Source organism: Adhaeribacter arboris, assembly GCF_003023845.1.
Lineage (GTDB): Bacteria > Bacteroidota > Bacteroidia > Cytophagales > Hymenobacteraceae > Adhaeribacter > Adhaeribacter arboris.
The window spans coordinates 4449468-4473028 of the sequence record NZ_PYFT01000001.1 but is presented as its reverse complement, the minus strand read 5'-3'; the positions used below and the strand labels follow the sequence as shown (position 1 = coordinate 4473028).

22 protein-coding genes are annotated in these 23561 nt (G+C 40.6%); 3 read left to right on the top strand and 19 right to left on the bottom strand.

Annotated features, from left to right (window positions below; genetic code table 11):
• Positions 1-78: 78 nt before the first annotated feature.
• From AHMF7605_RS18235 to AHMF7605_RS18200, 8 genes are all read right to left on the bottom strand, one after another.
• Positions 79-972: a class I SAM-dependent methyltransferase gene (locus AHMF7605_RS18235; RefSeq protein ID WP_106931481.1), complete on the bottom strand. Its 894-nt coding sequence runs from the start codon at positions 970-972 to the stop codon at positions 79-81.
• Positions 973-2838, bottom strand: coding sequence for a tRNA uridine-5-carboxymethylaminomethyl(34) synthesis enzyme MnmG (gene mnmG / locus AHMF7605_RS18230; RefSeq protein WP_106931480.1), 1866 nt, complete (start codon positions 2836-2838; stop codon positions 973-975).
• Between the two features lie 60 nt (positions 2839-2898).
• Positions 2899-3333: an rRNA maturation RNase YbeY gene (gene ybeY, locus AHMF7605_RS18225; RefSeq protein WP_106931479.1), complete on the bottom strand. Its 435-nt coding sequence runs from the start codon at positions 3331-3333 to the stop codon at positions 2899-2901.
• Entirely contained in the window at positions 3326-3733 is a 408-nt protein-coding gene (locus AHMF7605_RS18220; RefSeq protein ID WP_106931478.1) for an ATP-binding protein, read from the bottom strand. Before AHMF7605_RS18220 ends, ybeY begins: the two co-directional genes overlap by 8 nt.
• Before the next feature lie 33 nt (positions 3734-3766).
• Positions 3767-7108, bottom strand: a complete 3342-nt coding sequence (locus tag AHMF7605_RS18215) for a DUF4175 family protein (RefSeq protein WP_106931477.1) — start codon at positions 7106-7108, stop codon at positions 3767-3769.
• Positions 7109-7281: 173 nt separating this feature from the next.
• Positions 7282-8055, bottom strand: a complete 774-nt coding sequence (locus AHMF7605_RS18210) for an exodeoxyribonuclease III (RefSeq protein ID WP_106931476.1) — start codon at positions 8053-8055, stop codon at positions 7282-7284.
• Positions 8056-8412 carry a PLP-dependent aminotransferase family protein gene (locus AHMF7605_RS18205; RefSeq protein WP_106931475.1) on the bottom strand — a complete coding sequence of 119 codons (357 nt, stop codon included), beginning with the start codon at positions 8410-8412 and terminating at the stop codon, positions 8056-8058.
• A complete protein-coding gene (locus tag AHMF7605_RS18200; protein ID WP_106931474.1) occupies positions 8413-8754 on the bottom strand; it encodes a carboxymuconolactone decarboxylase family protein in 342 nt (113 codons plus the stop codon). It abuts the gene before it with no gap.
• A 100-nt stretch (positions 8755-8854) separates the two neighbouring features.
• Here AHMF7605_RS18200 and AHMF7605_RS18195 point away from each other — a divergent pair, with 100 nt between their 5' ends.
• Entirely contained in the window at positions 8855-9559 is a 705-nt protein-coding gene (locus tag AHMF7605_RS18195) for a ComF family protein (RefSeq protein WP_106931473.1), read from the top strand.
• A gap of 66 nt (positions 9560-9625) precedes the next feature.
• On the opposite strand, the gene gldJ is transcribed toward AHMF7605_RS18195, so the two are convergent.
• On the bottom strand, positions 9626-10867 hold the full coding sequence (gene gldJ / locus AHMF7605_RS18190; protein WP_106931472.1) for a gliding motility lipoprotein GldJ: 1242 nt from the start codon (positions 10865-10867) through the stop codon (positions 9626-9628).
• A 60-nt stretch (positions 10868-10927) separates the two neighbouring features.
• Positions 10928-11974, bottom strand: coding sequence for a PorP/SprF family type IX secretion system membrane protein (locus AHMF7605_RS18185; RefSeq protein WP_106931471.1), 1047 nt, complete (start codon positions 11972-11974; stop codon positions 10928-10930).
• 149 nt (positions 11975-12123) lie between these two features.
• Here AHMF7605_RS18185 and AHMF7605_RS18180 point away from each other — a divergent pair, with 149 nt between their 5' ends.
• A complete protein-coding gene (locus AHMF7605_RS18180; RefSeq protein ID WP_106931470.1) occupies positions 12124-15129 on the top strand; it encodes an AsmA-like C-terminal region-containing protein in 3006 nt (1001 codons plus the stop codon).
• 383 nt (positions 15130-15512) lie between these two features.
• Here the strand turns inward: AHMF7605_RS18180 and AHMF7605_RS18175 are convergent, their stop codons facing one another.
• The 9 genes from AHMF7605_RS18175 to AHMF7605_RS18135 form a co-directional block, all read right to left on the bottom strand.
• Positions 15513-15938 carry a glycosyl-4,4'-diaponeurosporenoate acyltransferase CrtO family protein gene (locus tag AHMF7605_RS18175; protein ID WP_146153618.1) on the bottom strand — a complete coding sequence of 142 codons (426 nt, stop codon included), beginning with the start codon at positions 15936-15938 and terminating at the stop codon, positions 15513-15515.
• A gap of 219 nt (positions 15939-16157) precedes the next feature.
• Complete coding sequence (locus AHMF7605_RS18170) at positions 16158-16622, bottom strand: DinB family protein (RefSeq protein WP_106931468.1); 465 nt, start codon at positions 16620-16622, stop codon at positions 16158-16160.
• Positions 16623-16681: 59 nt separating this feature from the next.
• Entirely contained in the window at positions 16682-17125 is a 444-nt protein-coding gene (locus tag AHMF7605_RS18165) for a hypothetical protein (protein WP_106931467.1), read from the bottom strand.
• Between the two features lie 117 nt (positions 17126-17242).
• Positions 17243-18439, bottom strand: a complete 1197-nt coding sequence (locus tag AHMF7605_RS18160; protein WP_106931466.1) for a glycoside hydrolase family 130 protein — start codon at positions 18437-18439, stop codon at positions 17243-17245.
• Between the two features lie 68 nt (positions 18440-18507).
• Positions 18508-19437 carry an NAD-dependent epimerase/dehydratase family protein gene (locus AHMF7605_RS18155; RefSeq protein WP_106931465.1) on the bottom strand — a complete coding sequence of 310 codons (930 nt, stop codon included), beginning with the start codon at positions 19435-19437 and terminating at the stop codon, positions 18508-18510.
• A gap of 264 nt (positions 19438-19701) precedes the next feature.
• Complete coding sequence (locus tag AHMF7605_RS18150) at positions 19702-20352, bottom strand: Crp/Fnr family transcriptional regulator (protein WP_106931464.1); 651 nt, start codon at positions 20350-20352, stop codon at positions 19702-19704.
• Positions 20353-20628: 276 nt separating this feature from the next.
• A complete protein-coding gene (locus AHMF7605_RS18145; protein WP_199200262.1) occupies positions 20629-21069 on the bottom strand; it encodes a DoxX family protein in 441 nt (146 codons plus the stop codon).
• A gap of 45 nt (positions 21070-21114) precedes the next feature.
• Positions 21115-21468 carry a SnoaL-like domain-containing protein gene (locus AHMF7605_RS18140; protein ID WP_106931462.1) on the bottom strand — a complete coding sequence of 118 codons (354 nt, stop codon included), beginning with the start codon at positions 21466-21468 and terminating at the stop codon, positions 21115-21117.
• A gap of 95 nt (positions 21469-21563) precedes the next feature.
• Positions 21564-22148 carry a Crp/Fnr family transcriptional regulator gene (locus tag AHMF7605_RS18135; protein ID WP_106931461.1) on the bottom strand — a complete coding sequence of 195 codons (585 nt, stop codon included), beginning with the start codon at positions 22146-22148 and terminating at the stop codon, positions 21564-21566.
• A 301-nt stretch (positions 22149-22449) separates the two neighbouring features.
• Here AHMF7605_RS18135 and AHMF7605_RS18130 point away from each other — a divergent pair, with 301 nt between their 5' ends.
• Entirely contained in the window at positions 22450-23421 is a 972-nt protein-coding gene (locus tag AHMF7605_RS18130) for a pseudouridine synthase (RefSeq protein ID WP_106931460.1), read from the top strand.
• Positions 23422-23561: the final 140 nt, after the last annotated feature.

The window sequence follows — 23561 nt, the reverse complement described above, 5'->3', positions numbered from 1 at the left end:
ATAAATATGAAAATATACCGAACAATTATATTTGTAAGAACATGATATTTAATAAGTTGTAGTTAATGATAAATATATTTAATTTTTCTTACCCACATATATTAAACTCGAATAATCATTAGCGTTTTTACTTGCGTAACTATTTGACTTAAAACCGTTGAGTACTGATTTAATTAATTCATTATTTCCGGAGATGTATTTTTCGCTTAACATACTAACGTAGTAAGCATCAAATTTCATCGGGATAGTTTCTAATAATTCAATTTTGTGCTTTTTTAAAAAGCGCTTCATTGTAGCCTGATTAAAATGGTATAAATGTCTAGGTACATCGTAAGCTGCCCAATTTTCTTTATAAACCTGTGCGTCGTGAGAATCTGCATTAGGTACGGCTACTATAATATTGCCGCCTTTTTTTGTTAATTGAGTGAGTTTCTTAAATGTTTCGTTTAAGGCATGAATGTGCTCTAATACATGCCAGAGAGTTATTACTTGTAAACTTTCATTTTCTATTTGTTCTAGGGCACTTGCTTCACCAGCTATTTTTTGATTTAGTAATTCTTCAGCTTGGGTGCGAGCCAGATTATTAGGCTCGTAGCCTTGAACTAGCCAGCCATTTTTCTTACAAGCCTCTAAAAAATTACCGGTTCCGCAGCCATAATCTAGGATAGTATCTTTAGGAGAAAAACGGTTTATTAAATCTACTTTTTGTTTAATAGTATAGGTCCGGACAACTTTGTAGGCTTTATTCGTGAGTCCGGTAGCTTTATTCGTATGAGATATGTATTCTTCTGATTGATAGTAATTTCCAATGCTACTCTCGTCCGGTCGTGGATTAGTAAATTTAAAACCGCAGTTCTCGCATTGCACTATAACAAAACTTTCTTTTGAGACGGAATTATCTTTAACAATTAAAAAATTTTTAAATAATTCTTTGTTACAAATGGGACAGCGGTCTAGACGTTCGTAGTTCATTTATTTACCTAAATACACCATTAAAACGGAAATATCTGCCGGCGATACCCCGCTTATGCGAGAAGCCTGACCAATTGTTTCCGGATTTATTTTAAGCAGTTTTTCACGAGCCTCTTTTGATAAAGCGGGCATATTTTTGTAGTCAAGTCTTTCATTAATTACGTAATTTTCCAGTTCTTCCATTTTATTGGCCATTAAGTTTTCCTTATCGATGTAGCTAGCATATTTTACCGCAATGGAAGCTTGCTCTATGCTATCGGGTAAGTATTTGCTCAAATAAGTTTCTATTGCCGGCAATGCCGCTGCAATAGTAGCTATGTCAACATTAGGTCGTTTAATCAAGCTACCAGCTTTGGCTTTCTCTGTTATCGGAGCAGAATTCAGCTCCAGCAGGACAGCATTTATTTCGCTAGGCTCAATAGATTTATTATTTAGATAATCTATAATTTCTTTCGTTTCTTTGATTTTCCGGTTTACTTTATTTAATCGTTCCTCATCGGCTAAACCTAACTCGTAACCCTTTTTAGTTAAGCGAATATCGGCATTATCTTGGCGCAGCAAAATGCGATGTTCGGCGCGGGAAGTAAACATGCGGTAAGGCTCTTCCGTACCTTTGTTCACTAAATCATCTAGTAATACCCCAATGTAAGCTTCTGAGCGTTTAAGAATAAATGGTTCTTTCTCGTTAATTTTGTTATGCGCATTTATTCCCGCCATTAATCCCTGGCAGGCCGCTTCTTCGTAACCAGTTGTGCCATTTATTTGTCCCGCGAAATATAAGTTCTCAATCAGCTTTGTTTCTAAGGTTAAGTTTAGCTGAGTGGGCGGAAAGTAATCATATTCGATGGCATAACCTGGCCGAAACATTTTGGCGTTTTCGAAACCGGCAATGCTGCGCAATGCTTTAAATTGTACGTCCTCAGGTAAGGAGCTGGAAAATCCATTGACATAAATTTCTACCGTACTCCAACCTTCTGGTTCCACAAAAATTTGGTGACGATCTTTATCAGCAAAGCGATTAATTTTATCTTCGATGGATGGACAATAGCGCGGTCCTAAACCTTGGATGCGCCCTTGGAACATAGGTGATTTTTCGAAGCCTGTTTTTAAAATTTCGTGCGTTGTGGTACTGGTATACGTGATATAACAGCTCCGCTGATTTTGTAAAGCTTGTGTATTAGTGTAGGAAAATTTAGAAGGGTTTTCATCTCCTTTTTGTTCTTCCATTCGGGAGTAATCTAAGGACCTTCCGTCTACCCGTGGAGGAGTTCCGGTTTTCATTCGGCCTGCTGCAAAACCTAATTGAAGTAACTGTTCGGTAATTCCGGTAGCCGCTCTTTCGGCCGCCCGGCCGCCACCAAATTGTTTCTCCCCTATGTGGATGACTCCATTTAGAAATGTACCGTTAGTCAAGATAACAGCTTTCGATTTAAATTCTATGCCTAGTGCTGTCCGGATACCTGCCGCTCTACCTTTTTCTACTATAATGGTAGACGCCATTTCCTGCCAAAAATCAATATTAGCAGTTTGTTCCAGGTTTAAGCGCCACTCTTCGGCAAAACGCATGCGGTCGCTTTGCGCGCGTGGGCTCCACATGGCTGGTCCTTTTGATAGGTTGAGCATTCGGAATTGGATCATGGTTTTATCCGTTACAATACCACTTTGTCCGCCTAAAGCATCTATCTCGCGCACTATTTGGCCTTTAGCTACTCCCCCCATAGCTGGGTTGCAGGACATTTGGGCAATAGTGTTCATGTTCATGGTTACCAGTAATACTTTAGACCCCATGCGCGCAGCCGCCGCGGCGGCTTCACAACCCGCATGACCGGCTCCTACTACAATTACATCGTAATTTTCGGTGTACATTCTTAATTTACTTAAATGTGTTTCACGTGAAACACTCTTTTTACCTCTTAAAATTCCGCGTTAACTAAAATCACGTAAAGATAAGTACTTATCTTCTTTTTGGCGCATTATTGCTTTACTACTTTCCTCTTTATCATCGTACCCCATTAAATGCAAAACACCGTGTATGATTACACGGTGTAGTTCATCAGTAAACGAGATGTTAAGTTGAGAAGCGTTTTCTTTTACCCGATCAATACTTATAAAAATATCACTCTCTAGTGTTTCTTCCTCATCCGAATTGTCAAAGGTAATAATATCGGTTAAGGTATCATGATTTAAATAAGTTTGATTGATGTTGTATAAGTATTCGTCAGAACAAAATATATACGTTATGTTTTCGAGTCTAAATTGATGGTCAACAATAACTTGATCGATCCAACTTTTTACTTTATCCACATCCTTTAAAGTAAAATCAACTTCTTCGGATATAAACTCAATAAATATATCAGGCATTATTAATGTAAAATGTCAATTGAACATTGCGTCCATCATTAGTGAACTTAACCTCATCGCATAAATGCTTCATCAGAAATATTCCCCTACCGCCAGGATTTTCTAAATTTTCTGGAGCAGTTGGATCGGTCAAGGATTCAGAATCGAATCCGTTTCCTTCATCTTCTACTTCAAAGCGCAATACGTCTGGTTCTACAAAAAGTGATAAGTATACGTTTTTATCTTTATCAAACTTATTGCCATGGCGAATAGCATTGTTTACAGATTCCGTGACGGCAATCATTATATTGCCATATATGTCATCTTCAATATGGAATTTTTCTTTTGAATTGTCGATAAAACTTTCTACAACCCGAATGTTTTCAATGAGAGAAGGAATCTGAATTTTAATTTGATTCATAATAGTCTTTTAATTGCGCTAATATATGCAAAGTTATTTTCCTATTTTTTGAAAATACTCATTTACCTCTTTTTTGTAATAGGGAGTAAAAGCAGGTGAAATTGTTTTCAGCAACTCGGTTTGCTTTTCCTTATTTTTAATGTATTTCTCAAAAGAAGGCGGCACTGCTCTGGCTAACTCTTTACCAGATTGGGCTTCCCGCTTATTGTCTAATTCTCTTTCCCGAGCCGATTTTTCTGCTTCCAGCAAGCGCGTTAATATTTCGCGCTGCCGCATGATGGTTTGCTCTGTAAGTCGTTTATTAACGAGATCGGTTTCGGTTTGTTCCATCATCTTGTTTAATTTATCTAGTTTACCACCATTTCCTTCGCTACCTTCCTCTTTGGTGCCTTTACCTTCTTTCCCCCCTTGTTTCTCTAATTCTTTTAAGGCGTTGCGTAATCGTTGTTGTTCGGCAGCCAACTTGGCTAATTCCTCAGAAAGTGCTTTACCCGATAAATTACCTTTTTTCAGTTCTTCCATTTTCTGGTTCAGCATCTGCTGCATTTTACCCATTTCCCCTGATCCGGGTTTAGGTTTGCCGCCTGGCTTTGGTTTTCCTTTACCTTGCATTTGGGCGGCCATGGCCATTTGTTGTTGCATTTGTTTTAAGGCATCGTTTAACATTAATGCTAGATTGTTTACCGATGTCATGGTTAACTGCTGGTGCATGGTAGCTTTGCCCACATTGCGTTCTTTAATCTGGTTTAAGCTCTCAGTAATATTATTATTCATGGCTCCCACTTCCCGGGTAACAAAGGACTGAATCTGGAATACCTTTTTGGCGAGCGAATATAAGCTATCTTCAATAATTTTAGCATCGTCTTTTAACTTAAGTTGCTCCTGACCTAAGGAAATAAAACGAGGATCGCTTTGGCTAACGCTTCTAAACGATTTCATAAGCTCTTCCTGGTCGAAGGAGAGTTTAATTAAGTTGTTTAAAATATCGCGCAGGTGATCCAGGTTTTGTTGGGCTTCCTCCATGCTGTTGCTATCAGACTCCTGCTCCATTTGCTGAGCCATTTTCTGCATTTGTTCCGCCGCATTTTTTTGCGATTGAGCAGCTTTTTTGTTTTGTTTTTTATCCAGTGATTCCTGACTATTTTGCATCTCCTGGTCGATCTGATTTTGTTCCTTTTGGGTATCTTCCATTTGATTCTTGTCTTCCAGCTCCTGATTTAATTTTTCTAAATCATCCAGTTCTTCTTTTACATCCTCAAATTGTTGCTTTAAATCTTGCTGTTCTTGTTTTAATTCCTGATTAGGCGCTTGTTTTTCTTCTGTTTTATCCGCTAGCTTTTGCTGTTCTTCCGATAGTTCTTTTAATTTATCCGTAGCGCTTTCCAGTTTTTGCTCGAACTGTAATTGCTTAAATAATTCTAAGGCCCGTTCTAATTCTTTTTCCAGATTGTTTTCTTTTTGGTCCATTTTATCCAGCAACTTCTGCAACTCGCGCTCATTTGGCATTTGCTGCTGTAAAAGTTTCTCTAATTCCTCGTATAATTTCTTGGTTTCCTCATCCAGCAAGTCTTCCATTAATTTTTGCAGCTGCTTGGTTTTCTCCGCTAACTCTAAGCTTTTTTCATCGACTTTGTCTTGCTGTTGGTTAAGCTGTTCAAAGGAAGATTTCATGGCAGCAATATCCTTTTCGAGCTGTTTCTTTTTCTCCAGTAAATCTTCTATCTGCTTTTTATCCTGCCAGTTTAGTTCTTTTTTAGTTTTGAGTTTTTCTTCTGACTGTGAGATTTGTTCCTGTAATTTTTGTGCCTTTTGCACCGACTTGCTCATCTGGTTCTGCATGGATTTAGCATTTGAAGCTATTTCGGTGTTTAGCTCATTACGGGAAGGTATTTTAAGGGACAACACGCGGGTACGAGAGCTTTTAGGTCCTCGAATCCCATCGTTATCCCAAACCTGCACAAAGTATTCTAATTGTTGACCTGGACTAAGTTTTAAATTAGCTATATTCCATTGGTGGTAGTACGATTGACTATTTTGCTGCGGTTCTAAACGCAAAGGGATAGCTTTATAATTACCAGGCTGTGGATTAGTACTTGTAATTACGCGGTAATGGATATTTAAACGCGATAATCCGTAATCGTCAGAAACAGTTCCCCCCAGTACCAGGTTATCAAAGCCAATAGAATCCTGAAAACTTTCTACGGTAATTTCTGGTGCCCGATCCGGAATAGCAGTTACCAGAAAAGTCATTTTATCTTTGTTGTCGCTGTATTGGTTTTTCAAACGTACTTCGTACTCTTGAGTAGTACTAATTTTTTTACTTACCGAAAAAATGTCTTCTTCCGGCGTAGCCGCTAATACAGCAGTAGGATTCGTAAATGCCAGTTCTAATTGCTCAGTAGCAATGGTTGCAAAATTCCAGGTAACAACACTTCCTTCGGGTACAGTAATGTTTCCGGTATTATCAATGGTTTCTGGTTTCTTCTGAAGATATTTAGGATATTCAATATTGATATCGAAGTCTTTCAGGTTAGGACGGGCCAGAACATTAAGCGTGTAATTTTCGGAGTAGAAACCAGAACCAGCTAATTGAAAAGCTACTGGTTTCTGTAATTTCTGAAAGGTGAAGGTATACGTGTTGTTTTTAGTTGGTGTCAGGTTTTGCTCGTGTCCGTTGTACACTATTTTAAGCTCGCTTGGAATAGTTTTACCTTCTAGCTTCACCTCTAACTGAAAATCCTCGTTGCGAAATGCCTCCAGTTTTTTGTTTTGAACGATAAACTGAAAAGGTGCTTCCGGGGCGTAATACTTTTTATAATTAATAATGCGCTCCGTGCCTTTTACGAACAGGTTAGGGTAGATTAAAGTAATGAGTAGCATTAATCCCACCGGAATAAATACATATTTCAGTAAAGGACGGTTTTCCTGCAGTTTTACGCTTTCATCAAATTTAAAACCTGCTAGTTGATGACTCTTTTGCTCAATACTGGCCGCAATCAGGTCATTGGTTTTGCTTAAATCTCTTAATTGAATAGTGTTAAGAAGTTTATCTTTTATTTCGGGATAATAACTGCCTACTTTTTGCGCCGCTTGTTCGTCAGTTAATAGTTTTTTAAGGTTAGTAAAAGCGCTAAGCGGCGTAAAAATCCAGCGCAAAAAAGCGTATATAACTATCCCCAGGAAGGAAAAGAACAAAAATGCCCGGACGTAATACGGGAAATAAAAAAAGTATTCGAGCAGATTATAAATCAGGAAAAAAGTTAAAAGCAAGGCTGCGGAAAAAATGCTTCCTTTAATAAGTAAATTAAGGTAAAATTTCTTCTTGAAGGCCTGCAAATGTTGCAGAACTGCGTCCATGGTGACATACTGATTCATAATCTAAAACAAAACATTATACAAACCTATTTAAGCCATTGTTGGTCAGACTAATATAAAAATAAATTTAAAGTTTTAAGAGGAAGTTAACTTATAAATAAACGAAGTATATACTTGTACCTTAATTAAGCTAAATTTAAAACGATAAAGCCATTAAATACGATATAATCCAATTACGCTATTTCTGGGCTCAATTCAAGTAAAACCGGGCAATGGTCGGAATGTTTGGCTTCCGTTAGGATAGCAGCCCGCCGTAACCTATTGGTTAAAGAATCGGTTACAATAGTATAATCAATCCGCCAACCTAAATTTTTCCCTCTTGCTCCGGCCCGGTAACTCCACCAGGTATAATTATGCGGCTCTTGGTTAAAATAACGAAAAGAATCGATGTAGCCATGGCTAAGAAAATGCGAAAACCACTCTCGTTCTTCCGGTAAAAAGCCCGAACTGTTCGCATTAGATTTAGGATTATGGATATCTACCGGTTGATGACAGATATTATAATCGCCGCAGATAACCAGGTGAGGAATTTGCGTTCGCACTTGGTTAATGTACTGCAGAAAATAATCGAGCCATTGCATTTTAAAGTCTTGGCGGGTATCGCCACTTGAACCAGAAGGCATATACACGTTCACTACGGAGCAATCATTAAAATCGGCCCGCAATACCCGGCCTTCAGAATCGTATAGCGAGTTGTTGCACCCTACTGTTACACTAACCGGTTCTTTTTTTGAAAATATTCCTACCCCGCTATACCCTTTTTTTACCGCCGGATGAATGTACACGTGGTACCCCAACGATTCAAAAAGTTGCCGGTCAAACTTTTCTTCGTCGCATTTAATTTCCTGTAAACAGATAACATCTGGATCGGCCGCCTGTAACCAATCTATAAAACCTTTACTTACCGCGGAGCGGATTCCATTAACGTTGTAACTGATAATTTTCATTTAATCTTCTTGGTCAAAATATTCTAAAATATGCCACTTCAGCATACGTTCCTGTTCTTTTAAATTGGCCGAAGGTATGGTTTTTACGGTACGATAATGCGGCCAGCCTTCTTCGTCGCGGTGGGTAAATTCGTAATAACCCGATAAGCTAAATAACTTACAAGTGGCAATGTGCATGAGGTCTTGCTTCTGTTCCTTAGTAAACTCCCGAATTCCTTGGCCTAATTCCTGAATGCCGATCAAAAAAAGAATACCGTTTAGATGAAGGGTTTTACCGAACTTCTCTCGCAATTTCCGCAAGAGTTCCAACCACTGATTTTCAAAATCGGCATTGTAATCAATTCGCCTTGTTACCATCTAGCTAAGTTTTAACTCTTCCCAATACTCTACCGCCCGCCGGAAGTGCGGAATAACAATAGAACCGCCTATTAAATTAGCAATAGCAAAAACTTCGTATATTTCTTCGTCGGTTACACCGCACTCTTGGCATTTGCCTAAATGATATTTTACGCAATCGTCGCAGCGTAACACCATGGAACAAGCCAGTCCCAGCATTTCTTTGGTTTTTACATCTAAAGCACCTTCCTGGTAGGCGTTGGTGTCGAGGTTAAAAAAGCGTTTAATCACTTTGTTATCCGCCGCCATTATTTTTTCGTTCATCCGCGAACGGTAATCATTAAATTCTTGTACTTTATTCATTAGCTATTAAGTAAATTAATTTTTATTTCCTGAGAGGAACTCCGGCTATCCTACATTTAAGGTTTATAAAATTACAAAATTTAGTATTTATCTCTAAGGTATGTTTACCCCGCTTCACAATTTAGTTGCTGATTTTATTTCTTTGCTGTTTCCAGAAGATTGCTTGGCCTGCCACGAACTACTGGCGCGCGGCGAAACTATTATTTGCACGCAATGCCGGGTGAGTTTACCTTATACCAATAGTCATCTTTTAACTGGTTCCAAAAGCGAATTGTTGAATCGTTTTTACAACAAAGTGCCGGTAAAGCACGCTTTCGCTTTTTTAACTTTTACCCGTTCCGGCCGGGTGCAGCAATTGTTACACGCTTTAAAATACAAAGGTCACGAAGAGGTTGGGGAGATTCTGGGCAATTGGTATGGGGCTGAGCTAAAAGAACATTATTATCAAGAACAGTTTGATTTAATTATTCCGGTACCTCTTCACCGCTTAAAATTGCGCAAACGCGGTTATAACCAATCCGATTCATTTGCTAAAGGATTGAGTCAGGCTTTAAATATTCCCTGGCAACCAAATGTGTTGGAGCGTTTAGCCGATAGCAGTACCCAAACGAAAAAAACGCGATTGGAACGCTGGCAAAACGTAGGGCAATTATTTACCGTGCATCAACCAAATGTCATTTTTGATAAACGCATACTCCTCGTGGATGATGTAATGACCACAGGTGCTACCCTCGAAGCTTGTGCTTTAGTATTATTAGAGGCTGGAGCAGCCGGGGTAAGTGTAGCGGCTATTGCCGCTGCTTAAAGGAATAAAATGCAACAAAAAAGCCCACTAACCAGCGGGCTTTTCTATTTTTATTATTTCTTCTGATTATTTGTTGGATCCGGTATTAATCATGGCGCAACGGAAACCAATAGTAGAAGTGGCGGAATCTTGAGCCATAAACCGGCGAGTACCCGGCGATAACCAATAAGCTACATCTTTCCAGGAACCACCTTTAAAAACCCGAACTTCGTCGGTAATTAAAGATTGGAAACCGGCAGCATCGTAATTAGCAGCAGGGTCGCTGATACCACCTCCCCGACGTACCGGGTTCAGGTCTTCCACATCCTGGAACGAAAGCGGACGGTATACATCTTGCACCCACTCGTTCACGTTGCCGGCCATATTGTATAAACCAAAATCGTTAGCCGGATAAGCATACACCCATTCCGTAATCATCGCGCCATCGTTCAGTGAACCGGCAATACCGGCATAGTCACCGCGGCCCCGTTTGAAGTTAGCTAAGAACTCGCCCTGGTGTTTGCCATAAGGATTACGCATCTGGTGACCATCCCAAGGATAAATTCGTTTGTTCGTTTGATTTTCGTCTTGATCTAATTGGGTACCAATCATGGCTTGCGCCGCGTATTCCCATTCGGCCTCGGTGGGCAGGCGATAGTTCGGTAAAACTAAACCAGATTCAATAGATAAAGCACCGCCTTCAGCAGGAGCTTCGGCTGCTCCTCCTTTTTTCTTTTTACCAAAAAGCTTAAAGCCTCCGCCACCAGTGTTACCACCATTACGAGCCATGTTCTCGTTCACTTTAGCCGTCCGCCACAAGCAATAATCATTGGCTTGTTCCCAACTTACGCCAACTACCGGGTAAAAACGGAAACCAGGATAACGTAAATAATATTGTTCGTAAGGGTCATTAAAGGATAGTTCTTTGGCCCAGACGGTAGTATCGGGTAAAGCTTTAGTATAAACTTCTTCCGCTGAATCTTTTTTGATATGCGATAAATACTCTAACCAGTGAATGTTGGCTACTTCCGTTTCATCCATAAAGAACGACGCAACCGTTACGGTGCGCTCGATGTTATCGCGAGTCATGGCAACATCTTCTTCCATAGAACCTAAAGTAGTACGACCACCTTCGATAAACTTAAGTCCTGGACCTTCAGCCAGGGGTTCGTAGCTAGCTACCTGAAAGCCTTCCTCGGTGTTGTACTCAATTCCAGTTTTAGCACTGATATCGCCCGGATTGGTGCTCGTAGGCTTCGCATTTCTGTTACAAGAGGTAAGTATAACGGCACCAGCCGCTGCGTAACCTAAAAATTTAAACAAATTCATAAAAGTTGTTGGCTTCTAAAAAATATTAATTTTCCGAATTTATTGCAATAATAACACTATTTAAAATGCTGGGCAAGCGATATGTTTATAATTTTTCTTAGATGCCCGGCTTTTGAAAATTTTATCGTAATCGATCTTATCAAAAGATATTGCTATTTCGTGGGCTCCTCCGGATCGGCTGCCAGCCCCGTTAAAAACTACCTCATAACTGTACGCTAAACGAAAAGGTTCTAAAACAATGCCAGTTATTACGGCAACTGACGGATCATACGTAAAATTACTGCTCAGAGGCAATCCGCGGTATATTAGTCCTAACGTAACAGGCGTATACGTAAAGTATAAACCAAGGTCAGTTTTTTTGAAAAATTGCTGTTGGGTATACGTAATGGTAGGAGTTACACTAAACTCATATAAGTAAGCATCGCGGTAATAGTTTGACACGTAAAATTTATAACCCGTATTCATGGTAAATTTTACCGGTAATTTAGATTCTATCCCGAAACCTATATCGGGCTGGTTAGCATGATGCGCCGCCAGCGAAAACCAGAATTGATTATTATAAAGCACTCCTCCCGCTGCCACGCTCAGGTAAGAAACCGGATCGTAGATATAATTTTCTTGGGAACTAGGGTTAATGGTACCATTATCGTTTAACTGGTCGCCAAAAATTAAATTAGAAAAACTAAAACGTTGGGAACCGTAAGAAGCCTGCAAAGCCACGCTCACCGCAAAATTTTCGTTTAAAGCGGTTTGATAGCCGTAGATTCCTCCCACTTGTGTTCGGGTAAACCCGGCTTTTCCCGTTTTATCCAAGGAGGCGATTAAGCCAGCTACCGTTTTTTTATTTTTAAATTTATAATCAGCGGCGATTTGTTGGGTAACAAAGCCATTATCTAAGTTACGCCATTGGTTCCGGTAAGCAGCTGCTACACTATAATCGGAACGGAGGCCGGCAAAGGCCGGGTTTAGGTGCAGCCGATTAGTGTATTGCTGGCTAAACTGAAAATCCTGACCTAAGGTCTGGAAGCTGAAAATAAGGAACAAACACAAAAATAAATATTGTTTAGCCCGCATAAACTCTTTAAAAGAATAAGCCTCCCCGGACATTCTTTCTTAATTTTCGTAAATACCGAAGGCCTCCTGGAAAACGTTGCTATTAAACCAGCAGGTATGTTTACTTGTCTAATATTTTATTACTAAGCAAAAAACCTAAACATTTAGGTAATTTTAGCCTCTATTTAATATAAAAGTGCCTTATGAAAAAAGTATTTATAGGATTTGTGATTTTTATTGTGGTGCTACTGGCTGCCGCGGCTTTAGCGCCCTACTTATTTAAAGATAAAATAAAACAGGTACTGGATAAGCAAATTGCCAAAAATGTAAAAGCAAAAGTATTATACCAAACGGATAAAGTAAATATTAGCTTGTTCCGCGACTTCCCAAACCTGGCGTTAAGCATCGACGATTTAACTATAATCGGGCAAGATTCATTTCAGCGCGATACCTTGGCTATCCTACCTAACTTTAGTATGGGCCTGGATGTAATGAGCGTGATTGCCGGCGATAAATTAAAAGTTCGTTCGGTAAAATTGCAGGACCCGCGCCTTAAATTAAAAGTACTAAAAAGCGGCCGCGCCAACTGGGATATTTTTATCACCGACACAACGCAGGTGGAAGCGCCGGCGGATACGGTTAATCAATTTAAAATGGCCATTAAAGGTTGGGAAATAAACAACGGAACTTTAGTGTACGAAGATTTAAGCATTCCCTTTCGTACCGAAGCGTTCCACGTGAATCATACGGGCAGCGGCGATTTTGAGCAAAACGTGTTTGATATGAAATCGCGCACTACGGCCGACGGATTTACTTTTAATTATGCTGGCCTCGATTACCTGGATAGTACTCTCTTAGATGCCGATATCACCTTAGCCATGGACTTAAACCAGTCGAAATACACCTTTAAAGAAAATAGTATTAAAATAAACGAGTTTGGTTTAGGCTTTAATGGCTCCTTACAAATGCTTGGTGAGGACATTAACATGGATTTAACCTTTAAATCGGCGGATAACGATTTTAAGAGTATTCTGTCGGTAGTGCCGGGGATTTTTACGGAAAAATTTAAAAATATCAAAACCGAAGGGAAAGTAGCTTTTAACGGCTACGTAAAAGGTACGTTAAACGATACTTCCCTGCCGGGTTTTGGTACGGATCTGAAAGTTACTAATGCCCTGTTTAAGTATCCGGATTTGCCGCAGGCCGCCACCAATATCAACCTTGATATGAACGTGGATAACAAAGATGGCGTGATAAACAACACCAATGTGCTCATCCGAAAAATGCACCTGGATTTAGGTAAAAACCCGGTAGATGCGAAAGCATCCATTCAAGGTCTGGAGCCGATGAAAGTGGATGGTAACGTAAAAGCGAACATTGATTTGGCGGAAATGACCAAAGTATTCCCCATAGCAGATATGACCTTACGGGGTTTGTTATTTGTGGATGCGGTAGCGAAAGGTACTTACAGTAAAACCCAAATGCCGGTAGTAAATGCCAAAATGAACCTGACCAACGGCTTTGTAAAAGCAAAACAATTTCCGGCGCCTATTCAGAATCTGAACATGATTTCTACTATTACCAACACTACCGGTAATACCGATGATACTAAAATATTCATAGAGCGCTTTAATATGTTGCTGGATGGTGAACCGCTCGAAGGCCGGGTAGCGGTGCAAAACATAGCTAAACCTGCTTTCGATGCTCGGGTAAAAGGTATTTTGGATTTAACTAAAATGACGAAAATATTCCCGCTTGAAGGTACTACTCTATCCGGCCGCATTAATGCCGATGTTACCGCCAAAGGCAAAATGACCGATATTGACGCCGGTAAATACGACAACATCACCTCAAGCGGGAACATGCAGGTAACCAACCTAAACTATAAAAGTACCGACCTGCCGCAGGGTATGAAAATTACTACGGCAAACACAATTTTTAATAACGAGAAAATTCAGGTAAACAACCTAAAAGGCTTTGTCGGGAAAAGCGATGTGCAATTGGATGGATCCGTATCGAATTACATGGGTTATCTGTTCGGGAAGAACCAGCCTTTACGGGGTAATTTTACTATGTCTTCTTCCCGTTTTGATGTGAATGAGTGGATGGTAGACGAACTGAACGGCGAACCGGTACCACCGGAAGCACAAGGTGGTGTGATTCCGGTGCCCGAAAATATGGATGTAGTTTTAAACACTTCGGCCAACCAAGTAATTTACGATAATTTGAACCTGAGTAATTTAAAAGGAACCATTACGCTCCGCGACCAGGTAGCTAAATTGGACCGCGTAGCATTTAATGCTTTAGGCGGCTCTTTTGTTACTACGGGTTCGTACAATACCAAAAACTTGCAGCATCCAGCCTTTACTTTTGGCTTAAATATTCAAAATCTCGATTTTAAATCGGCTTATACTGCTTTTAACACCATAAAAGCACTGGCTCCTATTGCGCAGTTTCTGGACGGTAAGTTCTCTACTAAGTTTAATTTTAACGGCGAATTAGGTCCGGATATGATGCCGGTTTACAAAACTCTAACGGGTAAAGGCTTAATTGAAGTAGTAAAAGCCGTGGTTCAGAATAATGTTATCGTGAACCGGATTAGTGAAGTAACCAACTTTAAAGAACTGCAAAACTTCTCTATTGAGAATAAAGGTTTCTCAGCCGAAATTGTGGGGGGTAATTTAGTGGTAAAACCATTCGATTTTACCGTGCGAGATATTAAAACTACCGTATCGGGAACCAACGGTATGGATGGCAGTTTAACGTACGCCGTAGCCTTGGATGTGCCCACCGGCAAAGTAGGCAATGCTTTAAATGCCCGGCTTGCTTCGCTTACCGGTGTAAAAGACATAAAAGGTACCGAACGAGTTACCATGAATCTGAATGTGGGAGGTACGGTTACCAACCCCAAAGTAGCCTTATCAGCGGCTAGCGCCAAAAACCAGGCAAAACAGGTGGTACAAAGTATTGTGCAGAATAAAGTAGATGTGGCCAAACAACGCCTGGAGCAAGAAAAGCAAAAGGCCGAAGATAGTTTAAGAGCCGAAGTAAACCGGAAACGCCTGGAAGCCGAGGCTAAGGCCAAAGCCGAAATTGCCAAACGCACGCAGCAAGCCGAGCAAAAAATAAAGCAACAAGCTTCGGAAAAGCTGAATAATTTATTTAATAAACGAAAGGCATCGGCGGATACTACTAAAAGGAATAAGTAAAAAGTAGCTAACACTGATTAGAACCAGGCTATGAAATAGTCTGGTTTTATTTTTAATAGCTAATTTGTGAATAGTAATATCAATTTGGAAGAAATAAGACGTATTTGGCATACTCTTATTAGATGATAGGTAGTCAGTAGCTAAGAAAAGTTGACATCAGTTTGGCGGTGCAGGGCCTTCTAAGGTTCCGGTGCGCAAGACGTAAGGAGGAAAAGAAGCTTAGACCAGTCCGGAAGAGTCAAACGAGGCCGGCCGGCCACGAGGCAAACAGGGTACGGTACAAATAAGATAGCACCAGTGAATGGAGACTCGAAAAGGCTCCAAGTAATAACAGCTAGTATTATTTTTACAAATATGTCTTAGAAGTTTCGATCTAGTATAACTTATACAACAGATGGTTGCTGAAGCTTTTGAACCAGGCGACGCAGGCGGGGACGATTATAACGCTGTACCAGTATGGGATAAATATTGAGTAGTACGTTGAATAAAATTAACCAAAATGCCTCTTTAACGGAGTATTTGATGCAAACAAATACCGTAAGAGCAAAGATAATAATGGCTATTACCGAGTGCCCAAATTCAGAAACCCGGGTTGCTCTTTCAAATTGCTGCAAAGCGGGTAGCGTTTTTCTTACCGGATTATTTTTCTGGCTTAGTTTCTCCCAGCCGCTAATTACCAGAAGCCATCGAAACCAATGCACCCCTAAAGCGGCGTAAATTTTGCCGCTCTTCTCAAAAGCATGGTTATTAAAATAAGCAGAATGTAAAGAAGGATGAAGTTGAGATTCTGCCACGGTAATCCAGAACATCAGGGAAAAGTTTAAGGTCCAGCTAAACAGGCCAGAAGTTACCCCTGCAAAATGCGAAAAAGTTAGAAGGAAAAGGCCTATTCCAATAGTTGTTAGAAGTACTATACTCCATTTAAGGAATAAGTTTTTCCGGGCTATTACCATTTTTGCTCTAATTCTTTTTTTAACTGTTTCTTAAGAAGGATGCACCCGCCGAGTTCGATTATGTATTACTACCTTTTATCCTTCAGTTTCGCGGACAAACATAATGTAATCGGTATTAATCGGTTCTAGTCCGTTCTGGCGCAAGTCGCGGGCAATTTGGGCCCGATGGTAGGTGCCATGATTGAAAACCTGCATCAGAATATCTTCCAGCGAAGTGGTGAAAGTTTCGCCTTTGGTGTTTTTGTAGGTAATAAGATTTTCTAGTTCTTCGGGCGAAGAATCAGCTAAGCCTATAAAGCGTTCAAATGTACTCTCTTGCAACTTTCGGCATTCTATTATGGTATGTTCGTCGAATACGGTTACGGGGCTTTCCAGACGCTGAATCCGGGCTAACCAAATAATTTCGGCATTTAGTAAATGACTGAACAAATGCAGACTAGTAGCGGGTAATTTTTCCCCGAATTTCTCCAAAGTTTCTAATAACCGCTGGTTGGCCCAACTGGTATATGCCGCTAGTTTTTGTAAGGTAGTACCCGCCATTTTACAAAAATTTATGAAATCAAATTTAATGCAATACTATCGTTTCCGTTCCCCGTGAATTAATTTCTTAAATCCATCCAGCGAGTAATAGAGTTTCCCAAAAGGTTCTTGCTTTTATTATCCATTCTATAATTCATTCTGTCGGTTAAATCTACTATCAAATCCGGGCGAGCCACAATAAAGTAATGAACTTTGTTAGCCATTTTCATTTCTCCCGCAAAAACGATTCCTCCTATTTTCATTTGGTGGTGTTTACTTTTCTTAGCTGAATAGAGTATATCGTTCCAATCCTGAATAGGAATAAGGGAATTTAAATTAATGTTAGTGGTATCTACTATTCCTGCATGACTGGCCGGATATTTAAAAGCATTTACGAGCCTCATGGTTGAGCCGCCTTTAAAAAAATGTTTGTAAATTTTTAACTTCTCAACATTAGGTTGCGCGGAAAGCACCGGAATATCTAAAACAAAAATTACGTAAATAAACAATAATTTATCTTTCATATTCTGGTTGTTTCCTACTTTAACGCTTAAACGAAACAGCGGGTAAGTAATCTAAGAACCCATACGTATTCATAGGAATTTTATGAAATGAACAGATTATGATAAATATTTAATTTTCTACTCTGGTTTATGCATCGCTACGGCAATTTTTGAATCGGCGGTGCCGTAGTACAAAAACCACTTATCCTGCAAATAAACCAAGCCTTCCAGGAAGCAGACATTTCCTACCTGACCGGTAATTTCGTATTCTTTTTCCGGTTTCATGAAATAACTAGCGGTGCGCTGCAGTACTTTGGCTGGGTTTTTTGGGTCGAGCAGAATTTGGCCGGCAGTATAGGTGCCCGGCGGTAAAGCGGGCGTGCCCCCTTTATCCAGGTTCATACTGTTGTAAATAAGTAAAATACCGGCCTCGGTGAGCATGGCGGGTGGACCGGATTCCACCAACCGGCTATCGAACTGGCCCGGACGGGGGCCAAAAGCAACGGCTAATTTCTCTTTTTCCTCCACGGGTGTCCAGTTAAGCAAGTCGTCGGAGGTAGCCATAAACATATCGGTATCGCCCCAATACATCCAGTATTTACCGTTAATTTTAGTGGCCATTATTTGGCTACCCTTCTGGCGGCAAATAATGGCCCCCGATTTAGACCAGGTATCTTTATACTTCCCTTGATAAGCTTTTTCGAACGCTAAGCCGTGTTTTTTCCAGGTTTGTAAATCCGGGGAAGTAGCCACGCACAAACGAGCCGTTTTACCGTCGTAAGTAGTATAAGTCATTACGTAAGTACCTTCCGGTGTTTCTACTACCCGAGGATCTTCGCAGCCACCCTCCCACTCGTACTTTTTCATGAAATCGTTATCCGGATACAATACCGGTTTCGGCATTCTTTTAAAATTTAGTCCATCGTCGCTAATGGCCAAACCAATCCGGGAGGTGCCGGCAAATTTGCCTATTTTATCTTCGGCCCGGTACAGCAAATAAACTTTGCCATTGCGCACCACTGCGGCCGGGTTAAAAACATCTTTTTCTTCCCACTTAACCGTAGCGCGACGAACCGGACAGTAAAACTGCGTGGTACTATCCGGCCCTAAAATGGGGTTAATCGCATCTTGTTTTTGAAAAGGGCCTAAGGTCCAGTTTTCGGCGGCAGTTGCCGGGTGGTTGCTTTCCGTTACTGAGCCGGGCGGGGTGCTAGCTACCTTCGTATCCGAATCGGATTGTTTTGCCGATTTCTGGTTACAGCTAGTTGATAAAACAAAGAAAGTCAGACATAATAAGGCATTATTTAACCGGATAAAAGTACGTAAGGTGAGCATAGCTGGGCAGATTTTAGATAACCGCCTTAATTATAGTAAGATGCTGGCGGTTGTCCAAGGAACTTGCCTTATTTAACTTGTTTTAGAAGAAAAGACGAAAATTGCTTTATTCCCGTAACATACGAAGTAGGCTGCACCTGGAATGTTTTTTGGAATTTAGCGGAGTTAAATACATAGTCGTATTCGTATTGGTAATACATTTCTGCGGTTTCGCCAATCAGCTTATTAAATAAACCTATCGTCTGTAACATCAGCTTGTTTACCTTCGTGTAGTTTGGTTGGGTATGAAAAGTATTGGCCGCCAGTTGAATAAATTCCTTACCCGTTAGTTCCGGCGCGGTGGGTAAATGCCAGATCTGGTTATCCGATTCCGGATGCTGACCCAATAAACAAACCGCTTTACCGGCATCCGGAATATAGATAAAAGAATGTTTGGTGGCTGGGTCGCCCAGCCACAGGGCTTTGGCTTTTTGGGCATATTTGGCTAATACCATGGAGTCGTAAAAACTATTGAGGCTTTCAGCAGCGTAAAAATCGGGAGCCCGGGCGATAGAGGCTCGTATATTACCCGACTTTGCTTCTGCCATTAATTTTTCGGCTATCCGGGCCCGTATTTCTCCTTTTACGCTAGTGGGGTTATAAGGAGTTTCTTCAGTCATGGCACCCCGTACGTGGCCGTACATGTACACGTTATCGAAGAAAATAAGGCGGGCATTGGTAGCTTTGGTCGTCTCTATCAGGTTTTGCATGATTACCGGCCACTCCGCCGCCCAAACTTTTTTATCGTAGCGAAGCCCGGCGCACATGTATATTATGGAGGAACCTTGTACGGCTTGTAATACCTGCTGATAGTTTTTTAAATCGGCGGCTACCCAAGTGGCATTACCGGAGGTTTTTATTTCGCGGCGGCTCACTAAGCGTACCGCTTGGTTTTGTTTTAAGAGTTCCTGCGCGAGCGCATTGCTGACGGGTCCGCCAGCGCCTAGTATTGTATGCATTAGTATATGTTGTTTTTACTCCCGCAAGGTAGAAGCGGCTAAACACTTAAGTCGTTAACAAAAGATAATAAAGCAGTTCCTGGGAAAAATGAGAACGTAGCTTTAAATTCCGGCTAAATACAAGCTATATAAAAGAAGGTAGCCACGAATTATAAAATAAGGGTTTTACCAGGGGGCAAATAGTTTCCTCGACAGCCCGGAAGAACGGTATTACCAAGTATAAAAACAACTGTAATAACTTATTTAGGTGTTAAAAGCTATCTGCTAGCTTATTTGGGCTAAAGCAAGGTTTTGCTTACTTCTGGTAGTAGCCCGGGAAATTCTTTTCCGAATGCGGGAAAGGGATACCGGCGTTATTCCCAAAAAATTGGCGACATAATGCTGCGGAATGCGTTGCAGCAGATCGGGTTGCTGGTGGAGTAACTGGCGGTAACGTTCTTCGGGAGTTTGGGTTACAAAAGAAACAACGCGTTCTTCGTAACAGCAAATCAAATATTCGGCTACCATCCGACCAAAATGCTCCAGTTTAAAAGCAATTTTAGGATTAACGCTCAATTGCAACAAAGCTTGCTTGGAAAAGCAGATTACCTCCGAATCTTCCAAAGCTTCAATATTCGTTAAACTAGGTTCGTTTTTCAAGAAGCTTTTGTAAGAGCTAACCAATTCATTTTCGAAGCAAAAGTAATTACTAATCTCCCCGCCTCCTTCTTTCACAAAGAAAAACCGGAAAGACCCGGAAACTATAAATCCAACTTCCTGGCAAACTTTGCCACCTAAAACAAAAGCCTCGCGCTTTTTAATATTTCGGAGGTAAAGATGTTCGGTAAAAATTGCCCATTCTTCATCGGTGAAAGAAACAAAGTTTTCCAGGCTTTGCCGGTAAAGGCTTAACATATCAAAATTTAAGGTAGCCATAGTAAAAGAATTACAGGTAAAGTAGTACTCGAATTCTTAATCTTAAATAACCAATTTACAAGCTATTGGTTACCATTATTTTTTAATGGTAAGTTAAGGTATTCTGGCAAATAAGGAAGCAATAGTTCCATTAATAGATTTACATAATAAACGGGAAATACTTAATTCCCTGGCAAAAACTTATTTCAGGCTTAAGAATTAAAAGCCCGGCATTGTAACAAAAATACAATGCCGGGCTTTTTAGTTGATTTTTGGATTGATCAATTAATAGTTTTCTTAACTTTTTTGTAGCAAATTATCAGCAGCATATTTTCCGCCGCCGGTAATGAAAAGCGAGAGGGCCATGGCTATCCAGAAAATAAAAAATTCGTATCCTTCTCCGGCCTGGTTGTTGAACCAGTTCATGAAAAAGCCAAATTCAATACGGGTAGTTAACACAATACCAAGCGCTAAAAAGCCCAGCGAAGCCGCCAAAAACCGGGTAGCAAACCCGGCCACCAGCGCCAGCGCCCCGATTGATTCCAGGATTATAACCAGAAAGCCAAGTATCCAGGGAAGCCCTTCGGTTTCGGTAAAGAATTTCATGGTGCCGGTAAAGCCATAGCCATTAAACCAGCCGAACAGTTTTTGCGCGCCGTGGGCAAATACAACCAGTCCTAAGCCAATTCTTAAAAATAGTGGTGCCAAAGAATCATCCGCAGCAAAAATCTTTTTCATAATCTTATTTCGACTAATGGGTTTGAATAATGCGCTTGATTACAATTAATTGCCATAAAAGAATTGCTCTTTTATTATTTTGCCGTCCTGCCATTCCTGTACCGATACTTGGGTGTAGTTGCGCACGCCCCAATTTTTATGGGTATAATCGTAGTGCCATTGTACCATGGTAATGCCTTCGCCCACGGTAACTTTTAAGGGATGTGCTCCTCTGAACTCCGTAATGGCCGAGAAGAATTCTTGTTCGCGCTGGCGATTAGCCGCCTTGCCTTGGGTGGGTACGTTTTCGTTTTCCTGCATTACTACCTCGTCGTGGTAATACTTCTCGAAGGCTTCCAGGGCTTTTCCCTGTAAAACCAAATCGTTTAAATCGCTGATTTTTTCTAGTAATGTTAGCATGAGCTTTGGTGTTAAAGTTTAAGCAAAGCTCCGCAGAAACCCCGCGAATAAAGATGAAGTAGATTAAAAAAGAAGGTTAAACTAGTTTAATAAAATTATTGCTCCAGAATTAACTGATTCCGGATTTTACTCAAAAACTCTTTGGTAATACCCAGGTAAGAAGCAATCATGTACTGCGGTACGCGCTGGTCGATTTGCGGATATTGCTTTCGGAAAGCCAGATAACGCTCTTTGGCCGGCAAACTAAAACTATTTACCACCCTTTTTTGCGAAGCCACAAATGCTTTCTGAATAATAATCCGGAAGAAGCGTTCAAACTTAGGAATTTCCCGGTAAAGCTGTTCCAGGTCTTCGTAGGCAAATTGGGCCAGTTCCGTGTTTTCCAGGCATTGCACATTAAAATCAGCTGGGGTTTGCGTGATAAAACTGCCCAGGTCGGCGGTCCACCAGTTTTCCACGGCAAACATTACAATGTGCTCCTGTCCTTCCGGATCGATGTAAAAAGTTTTCAAGCAGCCTGCTAACACAAAGTTTTCGAACTTGCACACATCGCCGCTCTGCACCACAAACTGCCCTTTCAGGTATTTGCGGGATTTAATTTTTGCCAGCAAAACAGATTCTTCTTCCGGGGTAAGCAAAATATACTGTTTGATATAAGCAAGAAGTGGCTGCAAGTTCATGGCGGGTAAACTTATTTTTACTTTTAGATAAATTATCTTCTACTTTTAAACTAAAATATAGATTAAAATAACTCTGTACTACGGAAAGGGGGTAAAAAGTAAATTAGTGGTAAACCTTTATAAAGTTATTCAATTGTAGAAATGCATTCGTTGAGTTATACTTGCCTTTACTGGGGTTTAAGCAATTCTTATTACTTAAAATAATACTGCTTACTAATTATTTTGGTATACAGTATTTGGTCCACGGTATTTATAAAAGCAGCTATTTGAACGTAGAATTTGGGCTAATTACACTGAATATATGGAAGCGAAACGATTAAATAAATTTATCAGCGATACCGGTTTTTGTTCCCGGCGCGAAGCCGATAAATTATTGGAACAAGGCCGGGTAACGGTAAACGGTAAAGTTCCGGAACCAGGCACCAAAGTAACCGCCAAAGATAAAGTCCGGATTGATGATGAGATTTTGCACGTGCGCGAAGAAGAAACGGTTTTTCTTTTATTTAATAAACCCGCCGGTATTGCTACTACTACTGACCTTTCGGTAAAAAATAATATTATCCAGGCCTTAAATTATCCGGCTGCCCTCCAGCCCATTGGTTTCCTGGACCGCGAAGCCGAGGGATTATTATTCTTGAGTAACGAAACCGAAGCGGTTCGTAAAATGACGAAGAACGATGCCAAATACGAGAAAGAATACATAGTAACCGTTGACAGATTAATTAGCGGTGATTTCTTAACTAAAGTAAGTGAAGGCGGAATACCCGAACCTGGGGCCATTCGCAAGAAGAACTTTGTGACGAAATTAGGCACCAACCGGTTCCGGATTGTACTGGAGCCAAATACCAACCACCATGTAAAAAGAATAGTGGAAGCTTTGGGCTATAAAATCGTGCATTTGCAAAGAGTACGCATTAATAATTTTACGGCCGGTAAACTACAAGTAGGCATGTGGCGCACCTTAACGGAAACTGAAATGAATGAAGTTAAAAGCGTGGTAGCTGGTAAAGGCAAAACCAAGAGCTTTGGAACCGGCAAAGAAGATAATTTTTACGTAGAAGATTTTCTTGCTACTAAATCCCCGGCTAAACCCCAAAGCAGAAGCAAGCGGCCAGGTACAGCAACTCCGGTTAATAATGAAAAGAGCAGAAGTCGCCCCAAAAGCGCAGCCAAACCAGGTTCAGGTCCCCGCATTGGAAAAAGCAAACCTACTACCAGCCGGAATGCAGCCCCAAAAAGTACTGGCAGAAGAGGCGGAACATCCAAACGATAGCTTCAAGTTTAAATACTTTGTATTACTTAATTCGATAATAAATTTATTAAACAAAAACAATGGCGCGAGCGTCCACGCTCGTGTCTATAATTTGGTAGGCCTCTGGCCGGGTAAACAGATAAATTCTAAATAGAACGAAT